Genomic DNA, 20,174 nt, shown 5'->3' with positions numbered 1-20,174 from the left:
AGCCATGCATAAGGCAATGAGAAAACAGGGAATCAAAGGTAGTGGTGAAAAGATGGCCGTGACGAAATGGAAGAATTCAAATGTCCATATCATCCATATGTTACTCCCAAACCAGTACTTTGAAGATCTGGGACTCATCGATTTATGTCAATATAAAGTTGGGTTACTGTCGAATTATTATTAATTCGGTGAGAGATTTCAGGAGCCGTGTACGGCAAACGTAAGCACGGTTCTGTGAGAGCAAAGAAATCCGGACTAATTACCCGGATTTCTAGCTACTCGATCGTCTACAATAAAAGTACCGTAAATATTTAGATATCCCGGGTCATGATTTTTTTAAGCTTGGCGAACTTGGGAAGACCATCTTCTTTCAGCATTTTGGTTTCGCCCTGAATGAGTGGTAGCGCATAGTCGATGAAAGCTGGCAGTAGACCGTTGCCGGCGGCATTGATCCATTCTCGGGGTATTTTCTTTTCATCATTTGCGACATCAATTAGATCGAACATCTTTATTCGGCATTGGTATTCTTTTCCGGGGATTCTTTCAAAGCCGACCATCTGATCGGTAGCACCGTCAAGCGCAACTTTAAGAGCGACCCTGCCGATCGCATAGGCTTCTTCGATGTCTGTACCGGATGCAATATGGGCGGCGCACCGCTGAGTAAGGCCGAATTCGATACCGCGAACCTTAGTATCGATCTTTGTGCCGATAAAGCTGGCCAGGCCAGCGGCAAGTCCGCCCATTCTTGAATGACCAAAAGCATCCGTATTCTTGGACAGCTCGGAAAAATAGGCTGAAATGTAAGTATTGCTTTTGTCCATAATGCCTTCAGAAACGGCGACAAGAACATCTCCTTTTTTTTCAAAGATTCTGCTCACATCGGCAATGAAATCGGCAAGATCAAAATAGATCTCAGGCAAATAGATCAGATCAGGGCCAAGACCTTTGTAGGTGGCCAACGCCGAAGATGCAGTCAGCCATCCGGCGTTTCGGCCCATGATTTCCAGAATCGTTATGGAACCGGTTCCATAAACTTTGGCATCTTTGTAAATTTCCATGCAGGATGTGGCAACGAACTTAGCGGCACTACCGTAGCCGGGGCAGTGATCCGTGCCTAAAAGATCATTGTCGACGGTTTTGGGGATGCCGATAATCCGGCATTCATAGTTGTTCTGATTCAGATAACTGCTTATTTTGCTGCAGGTATCCATGGAATCATTGCCACCGTTATATAAAAAATAACGGATATCATACTTTCGAAAGGTATCGAGAATACGCTTGTAATCCGTATCATCCACAATGAAATCCTTAAGTTTATAACGACAGGTACCAAACGCTGAGGAAGGGGTGTACTTCATCAGTGAAAGCTCATCAGGATCCTCCAGATCCATAATATATAATCGATCGCTTAAAACACCCCTGATACCATTTTCAGCAGCGTACACCTTTGTGATATGTTCCGAAGCAAGTGCAGCTTCAATGCAGCCAAGAGCGCTGGCATTGATGACGGATGTCGGTCCGCCAGATTGACCGATGAGACAGGCGCCTTTTAATGGTGTTGTCATAATTTAACTCCTTAAATAGCAAGTATCTTATTCATTGTTTTGTTTATACCCGTATTTAAACCAAAGAATCTTGTGACTACGAAGGAACGTTTCAATAATCGATCGAAGCTACGTCAGCTAGTGTTCATAAATAACAAAACGCATCGATTGTTTTTCTGTGGATGATTACATACCAGAATATTAACTTTATTTTAACAAAGTTAACAATTGCGCGGTTGATTAGTGAGATATACTATACCATAGAGTGAAAATATCGCTAGATTGCGTAAGACCCATTGAGGGCAAAGGGTCGGGCCGGTCGCAAAGGCCGAAAAACAATAGTGAAAAGGAGCGTTATGAAAAAAACAATGAAGCGCGGAATGGCAGTTTTATCAATTGCCGCAATGTTGGGGATGCAGATGACCACCGGAGTGTTGGCCGAAGAGGTGACGGCCAATGCCAGTGGAGGGCCGTTAGTATTTGAAGGAAATTGCAGTTATCAGACCCAGATTCAAAATGTTGGCTGGCAGGATTGGAAATCGAAAGAGTCACTTAGCGGAACCACCGGAAAATCCTTACGGCTGGAAGGGATCAAACTTAAAATCAGCGACATCAAGAATTTGGGCATTGGCTATCAGACCCATGTCCAAAATGAAGGCTGGCAGGACTGGGTCACTGATGGTGCCGTCAGCGGAACCGAAGGTGAATCACTGAGACTGGAAGCCATCCGCATTAAACTGACCGGAACTGAAGCCAGCAACTACGATATTTATTATCAGGTTCATGTTGAAAATACCGGCTGGATGAATTGGGTTAAAAACGGCGAATTGTCAGGCACCGAAGGCAAAGGTTATCGACTGGAAGGGATCAAGGTCGTGGTCTTACCGAAGGGCTCACCGGCACCAGTTAACACCGGATCGATTAAGAACGTGATCCTGATGATTTCAGATGGTTGTGGATCTAATGAGATCCTGGCGACGAACTATTATACCGAGGGAAAAGCTGTGGCCCAGGTTTATGAGCAATTTCCGACCAGCGTCAATATGAGTACTTATTCGCATAATGAATTAGGTGCTGGAGATGACCTTGCCAGTGTCTATGATCCGCAAACAATCTGGGGCAGCTTTGATTTACTGACAAAATTCCCCACCGATTCAGCAGCTGCAGCGACGGCGATGGCATCAGGAACAAAAAGCTATAACGCCGCCATAGGGGTTGACGAGAGTGCGCAGAATCTGGTCAATATCAGCGAAGATTTTGAAGCGCTGAATAAGGCCACTGGAGTAATCAGTTCGGTTGAATTCAGCCATGCCACCCCAGCTGGCTTTGTCGCCCATAATGCCAGCCGAAAAAACTACAGTGAGATTGCCAATGAAATGATTAAGGACAGTAAAACCGATGTCATTATGGGCGCCGGAAATCCACTGTATGACAATAATGGAACCCTCCGGACAACGGTTGAAGACAGCAATTACAGTTATGTCGGTGGAAAAGACACCTGGGATAACCTGGCGGCCGGAAATCTGGGAAATGATGCTGACGGAGATGGCACAATCGAAAACTGGAACCTGATTCAGACAAAGGAAGCTTTTGAAGGTCTCCAGACGGGAACGACCCCCGAAAGAGTTGTCGGGGTACCAGAAGTATATGAAACCCTTCAGTACAACCGCTCCGGCGATTTGGCTGCAGCACCGTTTGCTGTCGCCGTCAATGCCAATGTGCCAACCCTGGACGTGATGACAAAGGGTGCGCTCAATGTTCTGGACAACGACGACGAGGGCTTCTTCCTGATGGTTGAAGGCGGTGCCATTGACTGGGCTGGGCATGGTAATTCAAGTGGTCGCGTGATTGAGGAAGAAATGGATTTTAACAACTCAGTGGAAGCCGTCTGTGACTGGGTTGAAACCAACAGCAACTGGTCAGAAACATTGGTGATTGTCACCGGCGATCATGAAACCGGATATCTTACCGGTACCGCTGGTGTCTATGACGAGGTTGTGAATAATGGTAAAGGTGTGATGCCAACCATGGCCTGGAATAGCAAAGATCATACCAATCAACTGGTTCCTTTCTTTGCCAAAGGAGCTGGTGCCGAGTTGTTAAAAAGCTATGCTGATGGTTCCGATCCATTAAAGGGAGCCTATCTGGATAACACTGAAATAGCTCTGGCGATCCGAAACTTGATTAACTAGAACGGAATCGGAAGGATTACCAGACTTGGTTGATTGAATCAGGGCAATAAATAAAATTTGAATAAAAAAGTCGCAGTTTTCATAAAAATGCGGCTTTTTTATTGTAAATTTTAGGATGATATTATTCTGCGCTGTTTTGGGTAGTAAATAAAAGTAAGGAAAATACTGTGAAGGAAATATAAAAGTATAATGCAGCTGTAAGTCTACAAGAGACAACGAATAAGAATGAGAGAGGTTCTAAATGAGCAAAAATGGAGCAATGATACAGTATTTTGAATGGTATTTACCGGATGACGGTAACCATTGGCAAAGACTGAAAGAGGATGCAAAACATTTACAAGAAATTGGCATTAGTTTAGTGTGGATGCCCCCGGCAACAAAAGCAACAGGAACCAATGATGTTGGTTATGGTATTTATGACCTATACGATTTGGGGGAATTTGATCAAAATGGGGCCGTGCGGACAAAATATGGAACCAAACAAGAATATCTGACAGCGATTAAGGCGTTGCATGATCAGGGCATTCTGGCCATTGCCGATGTTGTCTTAAACCATAAAGCCGGAGCAGATGAGCCCGAACGGTTTCCTGCCTACGAAGTCGATCCCCAGAACCGCCAGAAAAAAGTTTCCGATGACTACGAGATTGAAGGCTGGACAAAGTTTACATTTCCTGGCAGACAGGGCAAATACTCTGAATTTAAATGGAACTGGACCCATTTTTCAGGAACTGATTTTAATCAGGAAAATGGCAAAAAGGCAATCTATATGATTAAAGGAACCGCTAAAGGCTGGGCAGAAAATGCTGAGGTCGACTCGGAATATGGCAATTATGATTACCTGATGTATGCCGACGTGGATTATGATCATCCGGATGTGCGAGATGAGGTGAAACGTTGGAGTGAATGGTATATTGACGAAACTGGCGTTAATGGTTTTCGTCTGGATGCGGTTAAACATATCGAAGGCGAATTTATTGATGAATTTATTAAAAACATCCGCGAAAAAAAAAGTGATAATTTTTATGCTGTAGGGGAGTACTGGAAGCAGAGTTACGCCACGTTAGAAAATTATATCGTGGAGACAGCCTGCAATGTGGATTTGTTCGATGTTGCTCTGCACATGCACTTTTCTGAGGCTAGCCACGCCGGCAATAATTTTGACATGAGTAAAATTTTTCATAATACATTGATGGAGAAAAATCCCACTAAAGCGGTAACGTTTGTGGATAATCATGATTCTCAACCATCACAAGCCCTCGAATCATGGGTTGATGACTGGTTCAAACCACTGGCTTATGGCATGATCTTATTGCGCGAAGGTGGCTTGCCCTGCATTTTTTATGGTGACTACTACGGTATTGCCGGAGACAATCCAATTCCCGGCAAACAGGATTTAATCGATAAATTGTTATCGTTACGGATGAATGACGCCTATGGCCAACAAAACGATTATCTCGATCATCCCAACTGCATTGGCTGGACCCGGGAAGGTGATGAAGAACATCCTGGCGGTATGGCCGTTGTGGTAACAAATAGTGATGAAGGTTATAAAGATATGTACATCGGCAAGCAACATGCGGGGAAAAATTATCAGGACTCTTTAGGTAATCGAGAGGAAATCGTGACAATCAATGAAGAGGGGATGGGTACCTTCTTGTCAGCGCCGGGATCGATTTCGGTATGGGCAGAACTGAATTAAAAAAAGTGCCATAATCCAGCTCGTCGCTGTTTTTCGGCACTTTTAGTGTGAATGGGTATTTCGCTAGCTAGTTTTGTTGTTAGGGTGATTTACTGGCTCCATTCAGCGGGATAATGGATTGGGAGATAAATGTGTTTGGGTTATCTGTTTTACATTTTACACAAATGTTAGAAAGGTCTTAAACCGGGGTATCGTGGCTAGCAGCATCCAGATAAACAACCTGGTTTCGACCCTTGGCTTTGGCGTGGTACAAGGCTTTATCGGCAATTTCGATGAGATCTTCATGCCGCGAATGATGGCCTGGTAGCAGGCTGGCAACCCCGATGCTGACAGTAATGCAGTTTTTAACGGCTGATCCCTGATGGAGAATACCGAGTTGATCAATTCGTTTCAGCAGAAGCCGGGCGATTTTCAGGGCATCTTCTTTGCCGGTTTCAGAAAGGAGTACGACGAACTCTTCTCCGCCATAGCGCACTGCCATATCTGAGGGGCGGGTTAAGGTCGCTTTGAGGGTTGCGCCGATTTGGACCAGGCATTCATCCCCGGCGGCATGGCCATATAAATCGTTATAGTTTTTAAAATAATCGACATCAATAAACAGCAGTGAAATAGGTTTCTGATGATTCAGACAGCGCTGCCATTCCAGACCAACGGTTTCTTTGTATTTGCGTCGGTTCCATAAGCCGGTCAGGGGATCGTTCAGCGAGAGTAGCTGCAGTTCCTGATTGATCTGTTCCAGTTCAAGATTCTGTTGTGCTACCTTTTTATTGGATTCGGTTAAATCTTTGGTCCGCGTAAGCACTAGCTCATCGAGATGTGTGTTCATTTTGATGAGCTTTTCACCCATGACGGTTCGATATTCCAGGGATTCCGAAAAATTCTTGGCCAGCAACAAGGAATAGAGACAGGCAAAGATCAATTGCCCGGTGGAAGAATTGGCATCCCCCTGAAAGATCATTCTTATCAGTGGTGGCCAGCTGTCATTAATCCAGGGGCTAAGGGTGATAATATCAATGAGACTGGTAGCGATCAGGGCCAGCCCGCCCAATATAATTAGTCCGCTGCTTTTTTCTTTATGGAAGGCAATTTTTAACAGTCGCGTAAACAGATAAATGATCAGGAAAATAGTCCAAATCTGGTAAATCGGATTGATGGTGGAGTAAATATTGGTGGGCGCAAAAATCACCACGGTAGTATAGGCAATTCCCATAACCAAAACAATTTTGGTCAGAAAGAGATGGAAGTAGTCGGGCAAAATAGCCCTGAAAAACATCAAAATCAGAGGTACCCCGAGATAATAAGTCAAGGTCTGGATTTTTCGGGCGAGGGTAAAGTCCAGATCCGGCAATGCAAAATAAAGGAAGGATTCGCCGATCAGTAGGGTTCGGATCGCTACCAGAATACAAAACAGGCCAAAATAGAGTGGCGCCCTGTCTTTTTTTCGAAAGAAAAATAAAGCCAGGTGATACACCCCCATCATCATCAGAGCCCCAAACAGAAACAGTTCATAGGCCAAGCCATTGTATCTCATTGCCAGCAGCCGCGTTTCGCCGCCGAGGAAGATGCTAGTCAGCAGTCCGCCGCTGGACATATAAAAATTGGACGCCTGAAGGACGACGGTATTTTCTCCCTGCAGGGCTTCAAAAGAGATGATCTGAGGAAGGTATTGGGGCACCATGTCTTCCCGGGTAGTACCCAGGGTGCCGGCGGTAGCGATCAGCTCGCCGTTGATCCAGAGCTTGTAGGCAGTGCGGACCTTGGGGAGCTTTAGCGCCAGAATCTCATTATCAGAAGCAACAAAGGTCAACTGGTAGGTTGCGTACCCAGATCCCGGGATTTTTTGGTCATCGATTTCATATTTATTCCAGGACGACGGAAAGGGGACATAACCGCTGAGGGAACCCTGATCAAGGCTGTCGGGTTCGAGAAGCTGATTCCAGTAAAAAGCCCACTCGCCATCCAGCGGAATGATTTCATTTTTCAGATTGAATTGCGTTAAATCAAGAAGACCGTGTTCCGCTTTTTTTTCGATCTCTGTGGGTTGCGAGGAGCAACCGCCCAGCAAAAAAAGCATGATGATAATGATCGGGAATAGTAATTTGGGTTTAACCATGGAGGCGCTTCCTTTCGGGAGATTAAAGTAAGAAGAAATCGATTAAACGAAAACAGATGGAGACGCGATCATCACGCTCCATTCTTGACGGTTATAGTTTAAATTTACTTGACTTAAAATTTATTTTATTTGATACAAAGGTATCACGATCAGATCTATTGCATACACCATTGTTTCATTATACAATGAGACGATCGATCCAGTCAATTGCGATTTGGGGTGTTGATCAGGACAATTTGACCCGGTTATGATAAAATAAATCAATTTGTGAGGTGGTAAATAATGACAAGAGAAAATATCGAAAAGAAAATCACTGAGTATCCTATTTTTGAATATGCCTTTTTTGATCCGTCAGAAATCAATTTTTATGAGGCCGTGCGCACCATCTGTAAGTTGGAATGTCCCCAGTACGGGAACTCCTGGTCCTGTCCCCCGGCCGTCGGGACGCTGGAAGAATGTAAAGAACGGTGTTTGGGTTATGAGCATGCCTTTATTTTCAGCACTATCTCGGAGGTCAGTGATATTCTCAATATGGACGAGATGCTGGCGACCCGATGCGAGCATCTCGAAATTGTTGAGCAGATTAAGGCTAATGTTTTTGGCGAACAGGCGGACAAGCTGATTCTCACGGCCGAATCCTGTGCGATTTGTGAGGAATGTGCCTACCCGGATGAGGCCTGTAAGCATCAGGATAAAATGTATCCCTGTGTCGAAAGCCATGCCATCTCGGTAACGGATATCTGCGAAAAACATAACCTGTCATTTTTAAACGGTTATAATGTAATCACCTGGTTTGGGATGATCTTTTTCTAAAAAACGGCTGCCAGCAAGAACCGACCAGTCAGAATTTTCAAATAGTTAATGAAAGCGAGGATAAGATGGATTTATCATTTTTGGGGATTGCCGGCAATCCCATCACAGTTTTTACTCAAACAGACAAAGCGACTTATTTACGGAATCCTGATGACATTGATGACGGGATCCGGGAATTGGTGGATGCAATCAATGCTATTCCGGTGTTCTTTTCGATGAGTGCCTGCCAGGGCTTCCTGATTGAGGATAAACGGGATGACCATTGCCCGGAAACCTATGTAGATTTTTATGTGATCGATGAGCAGTATCAGCTGGCCCGGATGATGTTGGGATCACTGGCCAGTAAATTCAATGCTAGCATTGACTGTAAGGTAGTTTATGAAGCCGATTTTGATATCACGGCAACAGACGAAATCGTGGCTAACGGCATGGTCAAGCTGCGACACAGCATCGAACTCTACGAGTTGCCAGCGGATTTAATGAAAAGTACCTATCAGGAAATGGTGGATCATATCCGCAAATTCGGCGCAGCAATAAAGCAAGCAGTCTAAGTTTTGTTCAATTCTTATAAATATGAAGTTATTCTGAAAATAAGAAGGTAGGGGAGAAATGATGGATAAAAAGGTCAGGGCTTTATTTGAGTCATTCACAATCAATAAGCTTGAATTGAAGAATCGGTTGTTTATGCCGGCGATGGGAATTGCGACGGTCGATCAAAACGGGGCTTATACGGATGAGGCCATCGCTTTTTATGTGACCCGGGCCACCGGCGGGGTGGGGTTGATCATTACTGGTGCCAATGAGGTGGCCGGTTCTGGTGCAAAAAAGAGTGCAGGCACTGATCCGACGCCAGCAGTAAACCCCGCGGCCTATATCGCGGCGGGTCTGGAAATGACCCGGCAGATCCACGATCAGGGTGCCAAGATCTTTGTCCAGCTGGCGGCTGGTTTGGCTGGAGACGACCGGGCAGAACAAAGCAAACGTTGCAATGCGATGACCATCGCTGAAATCCAGGAGTTGGTGGCATCCTTTGCCGACGCGGCTAAAATTGTCAAAGCCGCCGGTTTTGATGGTGTCGAAATCGAGACGGGATCTTTGCTGGATGGTTTTACGCTGGCGCTCTATAATCAGCGCAGCAATGGCTATGGCGGCGAACTGAAAAACCGCTTCCAGGTTGTGACGGAAATAATTGCTGCTATCAAAACCACCTGTGGCAGCGAGTTCCCGGTGATACTAAGGCTGGCAATGAAAAGCTTTCTCAAAGTCGAGGCGCAGCAAGCCTTACCTGGCGAAACATTCGTGGAACAGGGCCGTGATCGGGAAGAAGCCCTGGCTGCCGCCGTCATCCTGGCAGCGGCGGGCTGTGACGGTTTTGACGTGGCAGCGGGTATTGATACGACAGAGAAGGCATCCTATTGGAAATATCCGCCGGTCTATTTTGACAAAGGGGTTTATCTGAATTTCAGTGAGGCCCTTAAAAAAGTTGTCGCAGTACCGGTCTTGGCCGCTGGAAAAATGGCCGATCCGGATCTGGCTATCGAGGCCTTGACAAAAGACCAACTGGATGTGGTGGGACTGGGTCGACCCCTACTGGCTGATCCCGAGCTGCCCCACAAGTTAGAAAATGGTCAAACCGAAGCGATCCGGCCATGTCTGGGCTGTAATGACGGGTGTCTGGCGCAGTTAATCGCCGGCCAGGAAGCCTCCTGTACCGTTAATCCGGCCTGCAACCGGGAACTACGGTCCAGTATTGCAGCAGCTAAAACCCCGAAAAAAGTGGTGGTAGTCGGCGCTGGACCGGCCGGTATGGAAGCTGCCCGAGTCAGTGCCGTGCGGGGCCATCAGGTGATCCTCTTTGAAAAAAGTTATGGGCTGGGAGGCAAGCTGAAATACAGTAGTCAGCGGATCTTAAAAACCGCTGACCCGCAGCTGATCCATTGGTATGAAATGCAGTTGCAAAGCTTAAAGGTCGAGATCCGACTGGATGAACCGGCAACCCCAGAAAAAATAGCCGCCATCAATCCGGAGATCCTTTTTATTGCCCAGGGTTCCGAAGCCCGGACGCTTGAATTCCCGGGGATGGACAGCGAAAAAGTGACCAACGCCATTGATGTACTGACTGACAAAACCTTTGTTGGACCCCGCTGTCCAGCCATTGGCGGTGGTCTGGCCGGATGTGAAGCGGCCCTCCATCTGGCCATGCATCGCCATAAGATGATCATCGTCGACTCAGCCCCGGATATTCTTGCCGCTGGCATTCCCATGGCCCCGGCCAACAAACAGATGCTTAGGGATTTACTAGTCTTTTATCGTAGCGAAATTATCACCTGCGCCCAACTTAAAGCAGTCACCGAAGAAGGTGCTGTGATTGAAAAAAATGGACAGGAACGGTTGCTCCCGGCTCATCATGTGATGATTGCAGTGGGCTTTGAACCGACCAACTCCTTATATGAAGAGTTAAAGAATAACTACCCCCAGGTTTATATTATTGGCGACAGTCAGGCAGTCAAAAACATCCGGACAGCCATCTGGGCGGCCAATGAGGTGGCTCGTTTGATTTGATTAAATAAATGAGTTTAAAAAATGATTGATTAAATAAAACAGCATCAACAGGAGGAAAATTTGACCGATCGACTGCAAAACAAGGCCCTTGTTCTGGCCCTGGCAACCCTTTGCTGCCTGCTCTGGGGGAGTGCTTATCCGGCGGTGAAAATTGGCTATGGGCTTTTTGATATCGACACAACCGGCGCTCAGGTCTTATTTGCCGGCTATCGCTTTACCCTGGCGGGGATACTCGCCTGGATCATCACCAGTGTTTACTATAAAAAAATCGTGGTGCCCCGGAGGGATGAATGGGGCCGGATGATCAGCCTCGGGCTGGTGCAGACGACCCTCCAATATATTTTCTTTTATATCGGTCTGGCCAATACCACCGGGGTGAAGGCGTCAATTATCAATGCCACCTCAACCTTTTTTGCGATTCTCTTTGCTCATCTGATCCTGAAAAACGAAAAGATGACCCGGGCCAAGATTTTTGGCTGCCTGTTGGGAATGTCCGGGGTCATCATCATTCAGCTCAACGGCGGAACGATCGACAGCCGATTTTCGCTGATTGGCGATGGCTTTCTGTTTCTGGTCTGCATTGCCTCGGCCCTGGGCGCGGTGATGACCCGGGTCTTCACCAAGAAAAGCGATGCGATGATTCTGACCGCCTATCAGCTGATGATCGGCGGGGTGGTGTTGATTGTGGTCGGTTTGACCATGGGCGGAACGATCACCCAGATCACCATCCCGGGACTGCTGCTGCTCGGTTATCTGGCCGCTTTGTCAGCGACGGCCTTTACCATCTGGACGATCCTGCTCAAGCACAACCCGGTGGGGATCGTGGCCATCTATGGCTTTATGATCCCAGTTTTTGGGGTGATGCTGTCCGGGATTTTTCTCGGCGAACAGTTTCTGAATTTGCGGATTCTCGTTTCTCTGGCCTGTGTCAGTGTGGGGATCTGGCTGGTTAATCGGGAAGCTGATCAGCAACAAGATAAAAAAAGAAGTTAGCAATGATGCTGACTTCTTTTTTTATCAGTAGTAACATAACCTAATCAGGCTTCCACCCGCCGCTGCTTAATCAGCACCAGCGTCACGGCCAGTACCGCCACCCCGAAGGCCAGCACCAGCACCATGCTGGTGAAAATCGACTGGAGAGTGTCGGCATTGAAACTGACCGCTGCGGCGATTTCGTTATTGGCTTTGATATACCAGTAGGTGGGGGTAAAACTGGCAATGGTCAGGACATTGTCACCCAGCAGTTCCTGGGGAACAAAGACCCCGCTGATAAAGCTGGTGCCTAAAGCAAAGACATTGGCAACGGCTGACATCGCACCCCGACTTTTGACCAGATTACCGATTAAATAGCTGATGCTTAAAGCGGCCAGGGTGAAGACAAAGGAGTTTAGAAGTAACAACATTCCGGGGGGCGTAAACATGAAGCTACCATACATGACAAAGCTGGCTGAGATCAGCACAAGCCAGGTTAGGATAGCAAAACTGAGGTTGCCCAGAATCATCTGGAAATTAATAGTGGCCGATCGGATCGGCGAGCAGAGATTTCGCCGTTTCAGATCGGTATCATTAAAGACCAGCATCACCGAACTGACCCCCAGAATCAGAATAGCAAACATCGAATAGGACAAATAATTGAAGTAATATCCCGATTTTTCAGCATTGGCGGAGTGGCTGCCGTTGCTGATCAGAGTGACTTCGCTTTGTTCAGCCAAATCCCTGGCCAGGTATTGGGTCAGATCAGCCTGACTGAGACCGGGCAGGTAGGTGGTGTAGGTTTGGGCGGTGTTCAAATATTTATTGATCAGCAGATCCATGTAGACGTTACTGGTGGAGTCCGGCACGGTTGTTTTTTCCAACTGGACGTTCTGGCCACTCAGCATCGCTTCGGTAAAACCGGCAGGAACCCGGAGAATGTATTCCACCTCACGGAAGAACAGTGCATCCTGGAGCTTTTGGGTATCATCGGGAAGATCCACCAGATTGGCATTTTCATCCAAATAGGTTTTGAGTCCAGCGACTAGTTGAGAATCACTATCGTTATTGATAAAGGCGATATTGACCTTAACCTTCGAAAAATCGGTATCTTGAGGCGGATTATAAGTGTTGGTCAACAACAGTGCCAGGACCATAAAAACCACCAGGTAGATCAGGATCTGACCGCGGTTTTTCTGGATTATTTTAAAAAAGGCTTTATAAACTTGCATATTTTTGTCTCCTTAAAACTAAATACGTGACGGTGCTAAAGAGCAGTGTGAAACCGCACAGCAATAGGATATTTGTAAAAAACTGGGTGTGGGTATTGTAGTAGTACAGGGCATAAAAGCTGTCGGTGATCAGGCTGGCCGGGTTGAGGTAGCCCAGAATCGGCACCCTGGTCATCACAAGATACTTGATGTCAGCGGACATCATTCCGGCTAGAAAGGACATGGTCATGGTGGAACCAATCAGGATACCAATCTTGAGCCCCTCGCCTTGTTTAATGATGGAACCAATGCAGGCCCCAAATGTCACCCCGGTGAGGCTTCCCGCGAGACAGGTCAGAGCAATATAGCCTAGCTGATCGCCAAAATTGATGCCCAGCACCCCGATCAGAAAGGCCAGCAGAATCAACAGTTCCAGCAACTGAACGGTGGTGGCCGCCAGCATTGAAGAAAGGAAGACGGTCAGTTTATTGGTCGGGGCCAAATTGATCCGGGCCCCCACGGCGGAGAGGTCGGCCTGAATCGCTACCACTTCCTTTACGCCGAGGAAGCCGCCATATAAACAGGTCATCGCAATCAGAGCGTAGAAATAATTAACAACCGGATCCGGGTTGGACTGGCTGGCGGAAACCGCGGTCAGGTATTCGTTGCGACTGGAAACCCCGGCCAGGATCCCGCCATCGAGGGCCGTAGGGTTGGTGGTAATAATCGTGACGATAGTAGCCGATGATTGGACAAAATCATCCAGAAATTCACGGATAATGGTTTGATTAAGGCCAGACTGGCTTACCACCAGGTTAAGCTTTGAATCGAAAATGATATAACCGTCGATTTGATTATCGTTAAGCAGGGCCTCGGCGGCGGATTTGGTCGTATATTGAACAACGAACAGATCATCGGCGCCATCGATAGCCTCGGTAAAAGCCGGGTTCTGATCCAGTGCCTGGTTCTGAACCACGGCGACATTCACTTTCAGGAAATTATCAGAACTGGAAAGGTTGGAAAAGGCCAGGTTAAACAGGGTGGCCAGTAGAACCGGAAAAAGAAAGGTCCAGAACATCAGTTGTCGGTCCCTAAAGATGCACTTGAGACGATAGCGATAATTAAATAAAAACATGGTATCCTCCTAATCTCTCAATTCTTTGCCGGTTATTTCCAGAAAGACATCGTTCAGGGTTGGTGGTTCAGAGTAAATTTTACCGATCGTGATATTCTGATCCTTCAAGTGGTCAAGAATCGCAATCAGGTTATTTTTACCCCGGCTTGATTTTACGACCAACTGATGGTCGGTCACTTCAGCGGAGATAATGTGCGGTAAGGCCTGAATTTCGGTGAGATCGAGATGCTCGGGATTAAGCAGTTCAAGGTTGATATGTTCGCCGGATTTGATCATCATCTTCAGTTCTTCATTGGTGCCCATGGCAATGATCTTGCCCTTATCCATAATGGCGATGCGGCTGGCGATCTGTTCCACCTCTTCCATATAATGAGAGGTATAGATGATGGTGGCGCCCTGACGGTTCAATGCCATAATTCCTTCGAGAATATTGTTACGGCTCTGGGGATCGACGGCCACTGTCGGTTCATCCAGAATGATCAGCTTGGGCTTATGGGCAATGCCACAGGCGATGTTTAAACGGCGCAACAGTCCGCCGCTGAGTTTTTTGGGGTAGAATTTGGTAAAATCATTGAGACCCACAAAATCAATGGCCTCGGCCACCAGTTTTTTGCGGGTTTGTTTATCAGCAATATAGAGACCACAGAAGTAGTCGATGTTTTCATAAACGGTCAGTTCATTAAAGACCGCCACGTTTTGCATCACAACGCCAATATTACGTTTAATGTCATAGGCTTCCGGGGACATCGGCTGATCGTAGATTTCAATGGTGCCCTTATCATATTTAAGCAAGGATAAGATGCAATTAATAGCAGTAGTTTTTCCCGAGCCGTTGGGTCCCAGCAGGCCGAGAATTTCCCCTTCTTGTACTTCCAGATTAAAGTGATCCAGGGCGATCAGATCGCCATAACGTTTGACCAGATTCTTGACGTTAATTACCATAACAATTTCTCCTTATGTGTGCCGCAACCCAGTAATGTGGGCAATCGCGTTTTTATTTATCAATGGGTTTATTTTACACCGGTAGATGTCACTTTGATAGTGATAAGCCTCCTGATTGAGTATGACAAATGTCACCATTTATGTTAAAGTAGTGATAAAATCGCATCTTTGCTGGGGTGAAATGCTTTAGACTATTTTGATGAGGGTTGGTAAAGTATGAATAAGCTGATTGATAAACTGATTATATTTGGGTTCTGTCTGGCCTTGTATCTGACCACTGTGGACAATGTGTTGCTGATTGCCCCGGTGCTGGTGGCAATCATTTTTGGCGCGGCATCAAGTTATTTAAAAGAAGGGCCGGTGACGGCGGGATTGTTTGGCGGCTATCTGCTGATTTGTTTTTTTGAACCGGTTTATCTTCTGTTTGTACCGCTAATCGGCTATGATATCCTGATTTCCCGTTACAAATGGTTGTGGATGCTGGCGCTGCTGCCAGCCGCTACGGGCTTCACGGCGGTGAGTGGCACCTCGGTGGTGCTGATTCCGGTTTTTATGCTGGTGGCCTATTTTCTCAAAAGGCGAACGCTTTCGCTGGAAACATTGAGACAAGATTACAACGCCCTCCGGGACACCACCCGGGAAAGCGCCCTGCAGCTGGAAAAAAAGAATAAGATGCTGATGGAAAAGCAGGACTACGAACTGAACCTAGCCACGCTGAGCGAACGCAACCGGATTGCCCGGGATATTCATGACAATGTCGGGCATATGCTGTCCCGGAGTATTCTGCAAACTGGGGCGCTGCTGGCAATCAGTAAAGATGTCCAAACCCGGGAAGGGTTAATCCAGATCAAAGAAACGCTTTCGGAAGCCATGGACAGTATCCGTAACAGCGTTCATGATCTCCATGATGAATCACTTGACTTACAGGTGGAACTGCAGACGCTAATTAAAAATTTTGAGTTTTGCCCGGTCAAATTTGATTATGATGTGGAGTCGCCGCTGGATAAAGAAGTGAAATACTGTTTTGTGGCGGTGGTCAAGGAAGCCTTCTCAAATATCATCCGGCATTCCCAAGCCAGCGAAGTTGCCCTGGTTGTCCGGGAACATCCGGGGTTGATCCAGCTGGTGGTTAAGGATAACGGCAGCGGTAGCGCAAATCATGACGGCACCGGCATCGGGCTTAAAAATATTACCGACCGGGTGGCTGCCCTTAATGGCAACGTTAATATCACCGTTGACCGGGGTTTCCGGATCTTTATCTCGGTGCCCAAAAATGACTAAAAAAAACATAACTACGGGAGGAATCATGAAAATACTTGTTGTCGACGACGACCGGCTGGTATGCCAATCGCTAAGAACCATCATTGAAGCCCAGGGGGATATTGACGTGATCGGAATGGGGCACAATGGCGAAGAAGCGATTGCCTTATACCGCCAATTAAAACCGGATGTGCTGCTAATGGATATCCGCATGGAGGTAATGACCGGGCTGGAAGCTGCCGCGGTTATTCTGGCCGCGGACCAAACGGCCAGGATCTTATTTTTAACCACCTTTTTGGATGATGAATATATTATCAAAGCGCTTAAACTGGGTGCAAAAGGGTATATCATTAAACAGGATTTTGAAAGCATCGTGCCTTCTCTAAGAGCGGTGCAGATTGGTCAAAGCGTCTTTGGCCAGGATATTGTCACCAAGATTCCGGGTTTAATCAATCAACTTGAGCACCGGGAGGCGGACCGCTTTGATCTGAGCGACAAGGAGCTGGAACTGATCGACCGGGTGGCCCAGGGGCTCAGCAACCGGGAGATTGCCGAGAGTCTGTATTTAAGTGAAGGAACGGTGCGAAACCGCATCAGTGTCATATTGGAAAAACTGAATCTCCGGGATCGGACCCAGCTGGCCATCTTTTTCTACAAAAATCTGGCCTGAGGTTTTGAAAAAATCAAAAAAGCCATCCGATTGACTGATTCATGGAGAAAAATCCCATTAAAGGAAAGATGATGGAATCATGAACAAGACAAAAAAAGGAATTGTGCTGTTGGCGTTATTAGTGATGGGTTTGATCCCTCTGCCAGCCTGTGTAAACGCCGTGGAAACAGAGTCGCAAATGCTGGCTTTTCAGGGGAAATACAGTTATCAAACTCATATCCAAAATGTCGGTTGGCAGGATTGGCAGTTGGAAGGCTCGGTGAGTGGCACCACGGGTCGGTCACTGCGTCTGGAAGGAATCAAATTAAAGGTCAGTGATCACCCTGATTTAGGGATCACCTATCAAACCCATGTTCAGAATATCGGCTGGCAGAATTGGGTTAGCGATGGTGCCGAAGCTGGCACCTCCGGCCGGTCACTGCGAATGGAAGCGATCCGAATTAACCTTACTGGCACCGAAGCGGAAAATTATGACGTCTATTATCAGGCTCACGTTCAGAATCGGGGCTGGATGACCTGGGTTAAAAATGGTGAACTGGCTGGGACTGAAGGTCTTTCCTATCGGATGGAAGCGATCCGCATGATGATCACACCCAAAGGAACAACACCGCCGGATGATACAGCGGCCTTTAAAAATGTGATTCTGTTGATCGCCGATGGCGGCGGTGCCAATCACATCATGGCGACCGACTATTTTACCACGGGGCAAGCGGGAACCCAGGTCTATGAAGCCTTTCCGACCCGGTATTATGTGAGCACCTATTCAGCCGGTAAAATTGAAACCGAGGATGATGCCCGCTATATCTATGATCCAGCCACAATCTGGAACAGTTTTGATGAGCTGAAAAACCGCGCCACCGATTCAGCAGCCTCAGCCACCGCCATGGCCACCGGAACGAAAACCTATAATGGGGCCATTGGCGTTGATACGAATCTGAAAGAGTTGCGAAATCTTACTGAAGATTTTGAGGAGAAAGGCAAATCCACCGGGGTCGTTACCTCAGTGGAACTCAGTCATGCCACCCCGGCAGCTTTTGTTGCCCACGATGTGGACCGGAGAAATTACAGTGGGATTGCCAATGAAATGATTAGCGAAAGTTCTGTTGACGTGATCATGGGTGCGGGTAATCCCTTATATAACGACGATAGTGTCAGACGCAGTACCGTCGAAGCGGAGTATTATCAATTCGTCGGTGGCAAAGAAACCTGGGAGGCTCTTGAAGCAGGAGTCCTGGGCAATGACGCCGATGGCGATGGCGACAGCGAACCATGGCAGCTGATTCAGACAAAGGCTGATTTTGAAGCCCTCCAGAGCGGTGATACGCCAGACCGGGTGATTGGGGTGCCACCGGTTTATACAACCTTGCAGTATGGCCGGGCCGGTGATCTTAATGCCGAGCCTTTTGCGGTCGCGATAAATAATCAGGTGCCATCGCTGGCGACAATGGCCAGAGCCTCCCTCAATGTACTGGACAATAACGAGGCGGGATTTTTCCTGATGATTGAAGGTGGCGCTGTTGACTGGGCCGCCAGTAAGAATCAGAGTGGCCGGATGATCGAAGAAGAAGCTGATTTTAACCAGGCCGCGGCAGCTGTGTGCGATTGGGTCGAAGCCAACAGCAGTTGGTCAGAAACCCTGGTGATTGTCACCAGCGATCACGAAACCGGCTATCTCACTGGCAACGCCGGTGTTTATAATGAGGTTGTCAATAATGGCCAAGGTAATATGCCGACGATGGTTTGGAATAGCGAAGGGCATACGAATCAGCTGGTGCCCATTTTTGCCAAAGGGCCCGGTGCCGATTTGTTTCAAAAATATGCCGTAGGTGCCGACCCGGTTCGGGGTGCCTATATCAATAATACCGATATTCCCAGGGTGATCCGGGAATTGCTGGAATAATAAGAGAAACCTGTTACTGGAAACAGCATGGTATGCTGCAGTAACAGGTTTCTTCTGTTTAGCCCTAAGGTGACGATAAAAACTGTAATCAGTTATTGAGATAGGGACCCAGAATGGTACTGAGGATCGCTGTCAATTGTTCCGGAACAATGCCAAAGACAATAGCGACACCTTCGGCCTGACAATGGTGGCTGTTATGATAGTGTAAGTCGGATTCGTCCTCGGTGAGGGAAATCATACAGTTTTGGCCCGCCGCAGTCAGATTGGCTTTGATATGCCCGATGATGCCGCCCAGGCTAGTGATTTCAGCGGCAATTTTTTTCTGAGCCTCAGACAGGATGGTTACAGCATCTTCAAAGCAGGTCTCAATCGTTAATCGGTAGGAGCCAACCAGACTGGTATCATGGGTTTTCACCATAATGGCAGGNGGGGNATGGTGATGGGGTTCCGGCTGATGGCCGTGTTCCGAATGGTTGTGATGATCGTGATGGTCATCATGACATCCGCATCCGCAATTTTCGTCGTGCTGATGTTTACTATTCATTGATTTGGATCTCCTGTTCGGGATTTAAGACAGTTTTCAAAATAATCGGATTAATCGGTTGGGCGGCACTGATCTTGAAGAATTCAGCACCATTATTGAAGGTCCGGATTGAGGCTTCCACCGCAGTCAGGGTCGGGCTATCGACCATATCGATTTTATTGATAAGAATTACATCGGCCGCCGCCAGTTGTCCTTCTAAAAGCATTTCCATCGGCCGGAGCAGACGCAACCAGCGTTTGGCATCGGTGATACAGGTGATGTAGACCTCGAGTTCCGGCAGCGACTGGTTGATGGTTGTGCGGATGTTGTCGGGAAAGGCTACCCCGGTAGCTTCCATAAGTACCAGCTCGGGATTGAAATCGTCCCTGATTTTACACAGGTTCAGAATCAGTTCCCCGGACATGGTGCAACAGACGCATCCCGAGAACAGGTTGGTTACAGCATAGCCGTTATTTTTCAGTAAGCTGTCGTCAATGCTGACCTCTCCGATTTCATTTTCAAGAATAACGACTTTGGTCGAATTCTCAGGGGTATCCCCGACAATGTATCGGGACAGCTGTAACAATACGCTGGTTTTACCGGAGCCCAGAAATCCGCCTAAGATGATGACTTTCATT

The 20,174-nt window shown here is 47.3% G+C and carries 15 protein-coding genes and 1 pseudogene; 10 read left to right on the top strand and 6 right to left on the bottom strand.

What is annotated here, in order from left to right:
• Window positions 1-184: pseudogene (locus A3KS_RS23795) on the top strand (group II intron reverse transcriptase/maturase); the annotation flags it as partial.
• A 127-nt stretch (window positions 185-311) separates the two neighbouring features.
• Here the strand turns inward: A3KS_RS23795 and A3KS_RS0115165 are convergent.
• Window positions 312-1,565, bottom strand: a complete 1,254-nt coding sequence (locus A3KS_RS0115165) for a 6-phosphofructokinase (RefSeq protein WP_035356467.1) — start codon at window positions 1,563-1,565, stop codon at window positions 312-314.
• A gap of 335 nt (window positions 1,566-1,900) precedes the next feature.
• Between A3KS_RS0115165 and A3KS_RS21520 the strand changes: the two genes are divergently transcribed.
• Both A3KS_RS21520 and A3KS_RS0115155 read left to right on the top strand, forming a co-directional pair.
• Complete coding sequence (locus A3KS_RS21520) at window positions 1,901-3,736, top strand: alkaline phosphatase (RefSeq protein WP_051355925.1); 1,836 nt, start codon at window positions 1,901-1,903, stop codon at window positions 3,734-3,736.
• A gap of 241 nt (window positions 3,737-3,977) precedes the next feature.
• Complete coding sequence (locus tag A3KS_RS0115155) at window positions 3,978-5,435, top strand: alpha-amylase (RefSeq protein WP_026395621.1); 1,458 nt, start codon at window positions 3,978-3,980, stop codon at window positions 5,433-5,435.
• A 178-nt stretch (window positions 5,436-5,613) separates the two neighbouring features.
• Here the strand turns inward: A3KS_RS0115155 and A3KS_RS0115150 are convergent, their stop codons facing one another.
• Window positions 5,614-7,548, bottom strand: coding sequence for a diguanylate cyclase (locus A3KS_RS0115150; RefSeq protein WP_026395620.1), 1,935 nt, complete (start codon window positions 7,546-7,548; stop codon window positions 5,614-5,616).
• Window positions 7,549-7,830: 282 nt separating this feature from the next.
• On the opposite strand from A3KS_RS0115150, the gene A3KS_RS0115145 reads away from it, so the two are divergent.
• From A3KS_RS0115145 to A3KS_RS0115130, 4 genes are all read left to right on the top strand, one after another.
• Window positions 7,831-8,361 (top strand): DUF2284 domain-containing protein, encoded by a 531-nt coding sequence (locus A3KS_RS0115145; protein WP_026395619.1) that lies wholly within the window; start codon window positions 7,831-7,833, stop codon window positions 8,359-8,361.
• Window positions 8,362-8,426: 65 nt separating this feature from the next.
• Window positions 8,427-8,912 carry a hypothetical protein gene (locus tag A3KS_RS0115140; protein ID WP_026395618.1) on the top strand — a complete coding sequence of 162 codons (486 nt, stop codon included), beginning with the start codon at window positions 8,427-8,429 and terminating at the stop codon, window positions 8,910-8,912.
• 58 nt (window positions 8,913-8,970) lie between these two features.
• On the top strand, window positions 8,971-10,923 hold the full coding sequence (locus tag A3KS_RS0115135) for an oxidoreductase (protein WP_084505029.1): 1,953 nt from the start codon (window positions 8,971-8,973) through the stop codon (window positions 10,921-10,923).
• Between the two features lie 60 nt (window positions 10,924-10,983).
• Entirely contained in the window at window positions 10,984-11,916 is a 933-nt protein-coding gene (locus A3KS_RS0115130; protein WP_026395616.1) for a DMT family transporter, read from the top strand.
• 44 nt (window positions 11,917-11,960) lie between these two features.
• On the opposite strand, the gene A3KS_RS0115125 is transcribed toward A3KS_RS0115130, so the two are convergent.
• Genes A3KS_RS0115125 through A3KS_RS0115115 form a run of 3 tightly spaced genes read right to left on the bottom strand, consistent with a single transcriptional unit; the run spans window position 11,961 to window position 15,183 of the window.
• Entirely contained in the window at window positions 11,961-13,127 is a 1,167-nt protein-coding gene (locus tag A3KS_RS0115125) for an ABC transporter permease (protein ID WP_026395615.1), read from the bottom strand.
• The gene (locus A3KS_RS0115120; RefSeq protein WP_026395614.1) at window positions 13,114-14,241 is read right to left on the bottom strand and encodes an ABC transporter permease; all 1,128 of its coding nucleotides are present in this window, start codon (window positions 14,239-14,241) and stop codon (window positions 13,114-13,116) included. Before A3KS_RS0115120 ends, A3KS_RS0115125 begins: the two co-directional genes overlap by 14 nt.
• Before the next feature lie 9 nt (window positions 14,242-14,250).
• Window positions 14,251-15,183 carry an ABC transporter ATP-binding protein gene (locus tag A3KS_RS0115115; RefSeq protein ID WP_026395613.1) on the bottom strand — a complete coding sequence of 311 codons (933 nt, stop codon included), beginning with the start codon at window positions 15,181-15,183 and terminating at the stop codon, window positions 14,251-14,253.
• 216 nt (window positions 15,184-15,399) lie between these two features.
• Between A3KS_RS0115115 and A3KS_RS0115110 the strand changes: the two genes are divergently transcribed.
• From A3KS_RS0115110 to A3KS_RS21515, 3 genes are all read left to right on the top strand, one after another.
• Entirely contained in the window at window positions 15,400-16,464 is a 1,065-nt protein-coding gene (locus A3KS_RS0115110; protein ID WP_026395612.1) for a sensor histidine kinase, read from the top strand.
• Window positions 16,465-16,489: 25 nt separating this feature from the next.
• Window positions 16,490-17,113, top strand: a complete 624-nt coding sequence (locus tag A3KS_RS0115105) for a response regulator transcription factor (RefSeq protein ID WP_026395611.1) — start codon at window positions 16,490-16,492, stop codon at window positions 17,111-17,113.
• 79 nt (window positions 17,114-17,192) lie between these two features.
• Window positions 17,193-19,013, top strand: coding sequence for an alkaline phosphatase (locus tag A3KS_RS21515; RefSeq protein WP_051355924.1), 1,821 nt, complete (start codon window positions 17,193-17,195; stop codon window positions 19,011-19,013).
• A 536-nt stretch (window positions 19,014-19,549) separates the two neighbouring features.
• Here the strand turns inward: A3KS_RS21515 and A3KS_RS0115090 are convergent.
• Complete coding sequence (locus tag A3KS_RS0115090; RefSeq protein WP_026395609.1) at window positions 19,550-20,173, bottom strand: GTP-binding protein; 624 nt, start codon at window positions 20,171-20,173, stop codon at window positions 19,550-19,552.
• Between the last annotated feature and the right edge of the window lies 1 nt (window position 20,174).

Origin of the sequence: Acetobacterium malicum subsp. dehalogenans DSM 11527 (genome assembly GCF_000472665.1) — a bacterium.
In the GTDB taxonomy this organism is placed as follows: domain Bacteria; phylum Bacillota; class Clostridia; order Eubacteriales; family Eubacteriaceae; genus Acetobacterium; species Acetobacterium malicum.
Note: the sequence above shows the minus strand (reverse complement) of the source record. Positions and strands in the feature narration are given on the sequence as shown.

Bases quoted from the DNA above. Each gene is read 5' to 3' on its own strand.
- A3KS_RS0115165 (WP_035356467.1), bottom strand. From the start codon at position 1,565: ATGACAACACCATTAAAAGGCGCCTGTCTCATCGGTCAATCTGGCGGA.
- A3KS_RS21520 (WP_051355925.1), top strand. From the start codon at position 1,901: ATGAAAAAAACAATGAAGCGCGGAATGGCAGTTTTATCAATTGCCGCA.
- A3KS_RS0115155 (WP_026395621.1), top strand. From the start codon at position 3,978: ATGAGCAAAAATGGAGCAATGATACAGTATTTTGAATGGTATTTACCG.
- A3KS_RS0115150 (WP_026395620.1), bottom strand. From the start codon at position 7,548: ATGGTTAAACCCAAATTACTATTCCCGATCATTATCATCATGCTTTTT.
- A3KS_RS0115145 (WP_026395619.1), top strand. From the start codon at position 7,831: ATGACAAGAGAAAATATCGAAAAGAAAATCACTGAGTATCCTATTTTT.
- A3KS_RS0115140 (WP_026395618.1), top strand. From the start codon at position 8,427: ATGGATTTATCATTTTTGGGGATTGCCGGCAATCCCATCACAGTTTTT.
- A3KS_RS0115135 (WP_084505029.1), top strand. From the start codon at position 8,971: ATGATGGATAAAAAGGTCAGGGCTTTATTTGAGTCATTCACAATCAAT.
- A3KS_RS0115125 (WP_026395615.1), bottom strand. From the start codon at position 13,127: ATGCAAGTTTATAAAGCCTTTTTTAAAATAATCCAGAAAAACCGCGGT.
- A3KS_RS0115120 (WP_026395614.1), bottom strand. From the start codon at position 14,241: ATGTTTTTATTTAATTATCGCTATCGTCTCAAGTGCATCTTTAGGGAC.
- A3KS_RS0115115 (WP_026395613.1), bottom strand. From the start codon at position 15,183: ATGGTAATTAACGTCAAGAATCTGGTCAAACGTTATGGCGATCTGATC.
- A3KS_RS0115110 (WP_026395612.1), top strand. From the start codon at position 15,400: ATGAATAAGCTGATTGATAAACTGATTATATTTGGGTTCTGTCTGGCC.
- A3KS_RS0115105 (WP_026395611.1), top strand. From the start codon at position 16,490: ATGAAAATACTTGTTGTCGACGACGACCGGCTGGTATGCCAATCGCTA.
- A3KS_RS21515 (WP_051355924.1), top strand. From the start codon at position 17,193: ATGAACAAGACAAAAAAAGGAATTGTGCTGTTGGCGTTATTAGTGATG.
- A3KS_RS0115090 (WP_026395609.1), bottom strand. From the start codon at position 20,173: ATGAAAGTCATCATCTTAGGCGGATTTCTGGGCTCCGGTAAAACCAGC.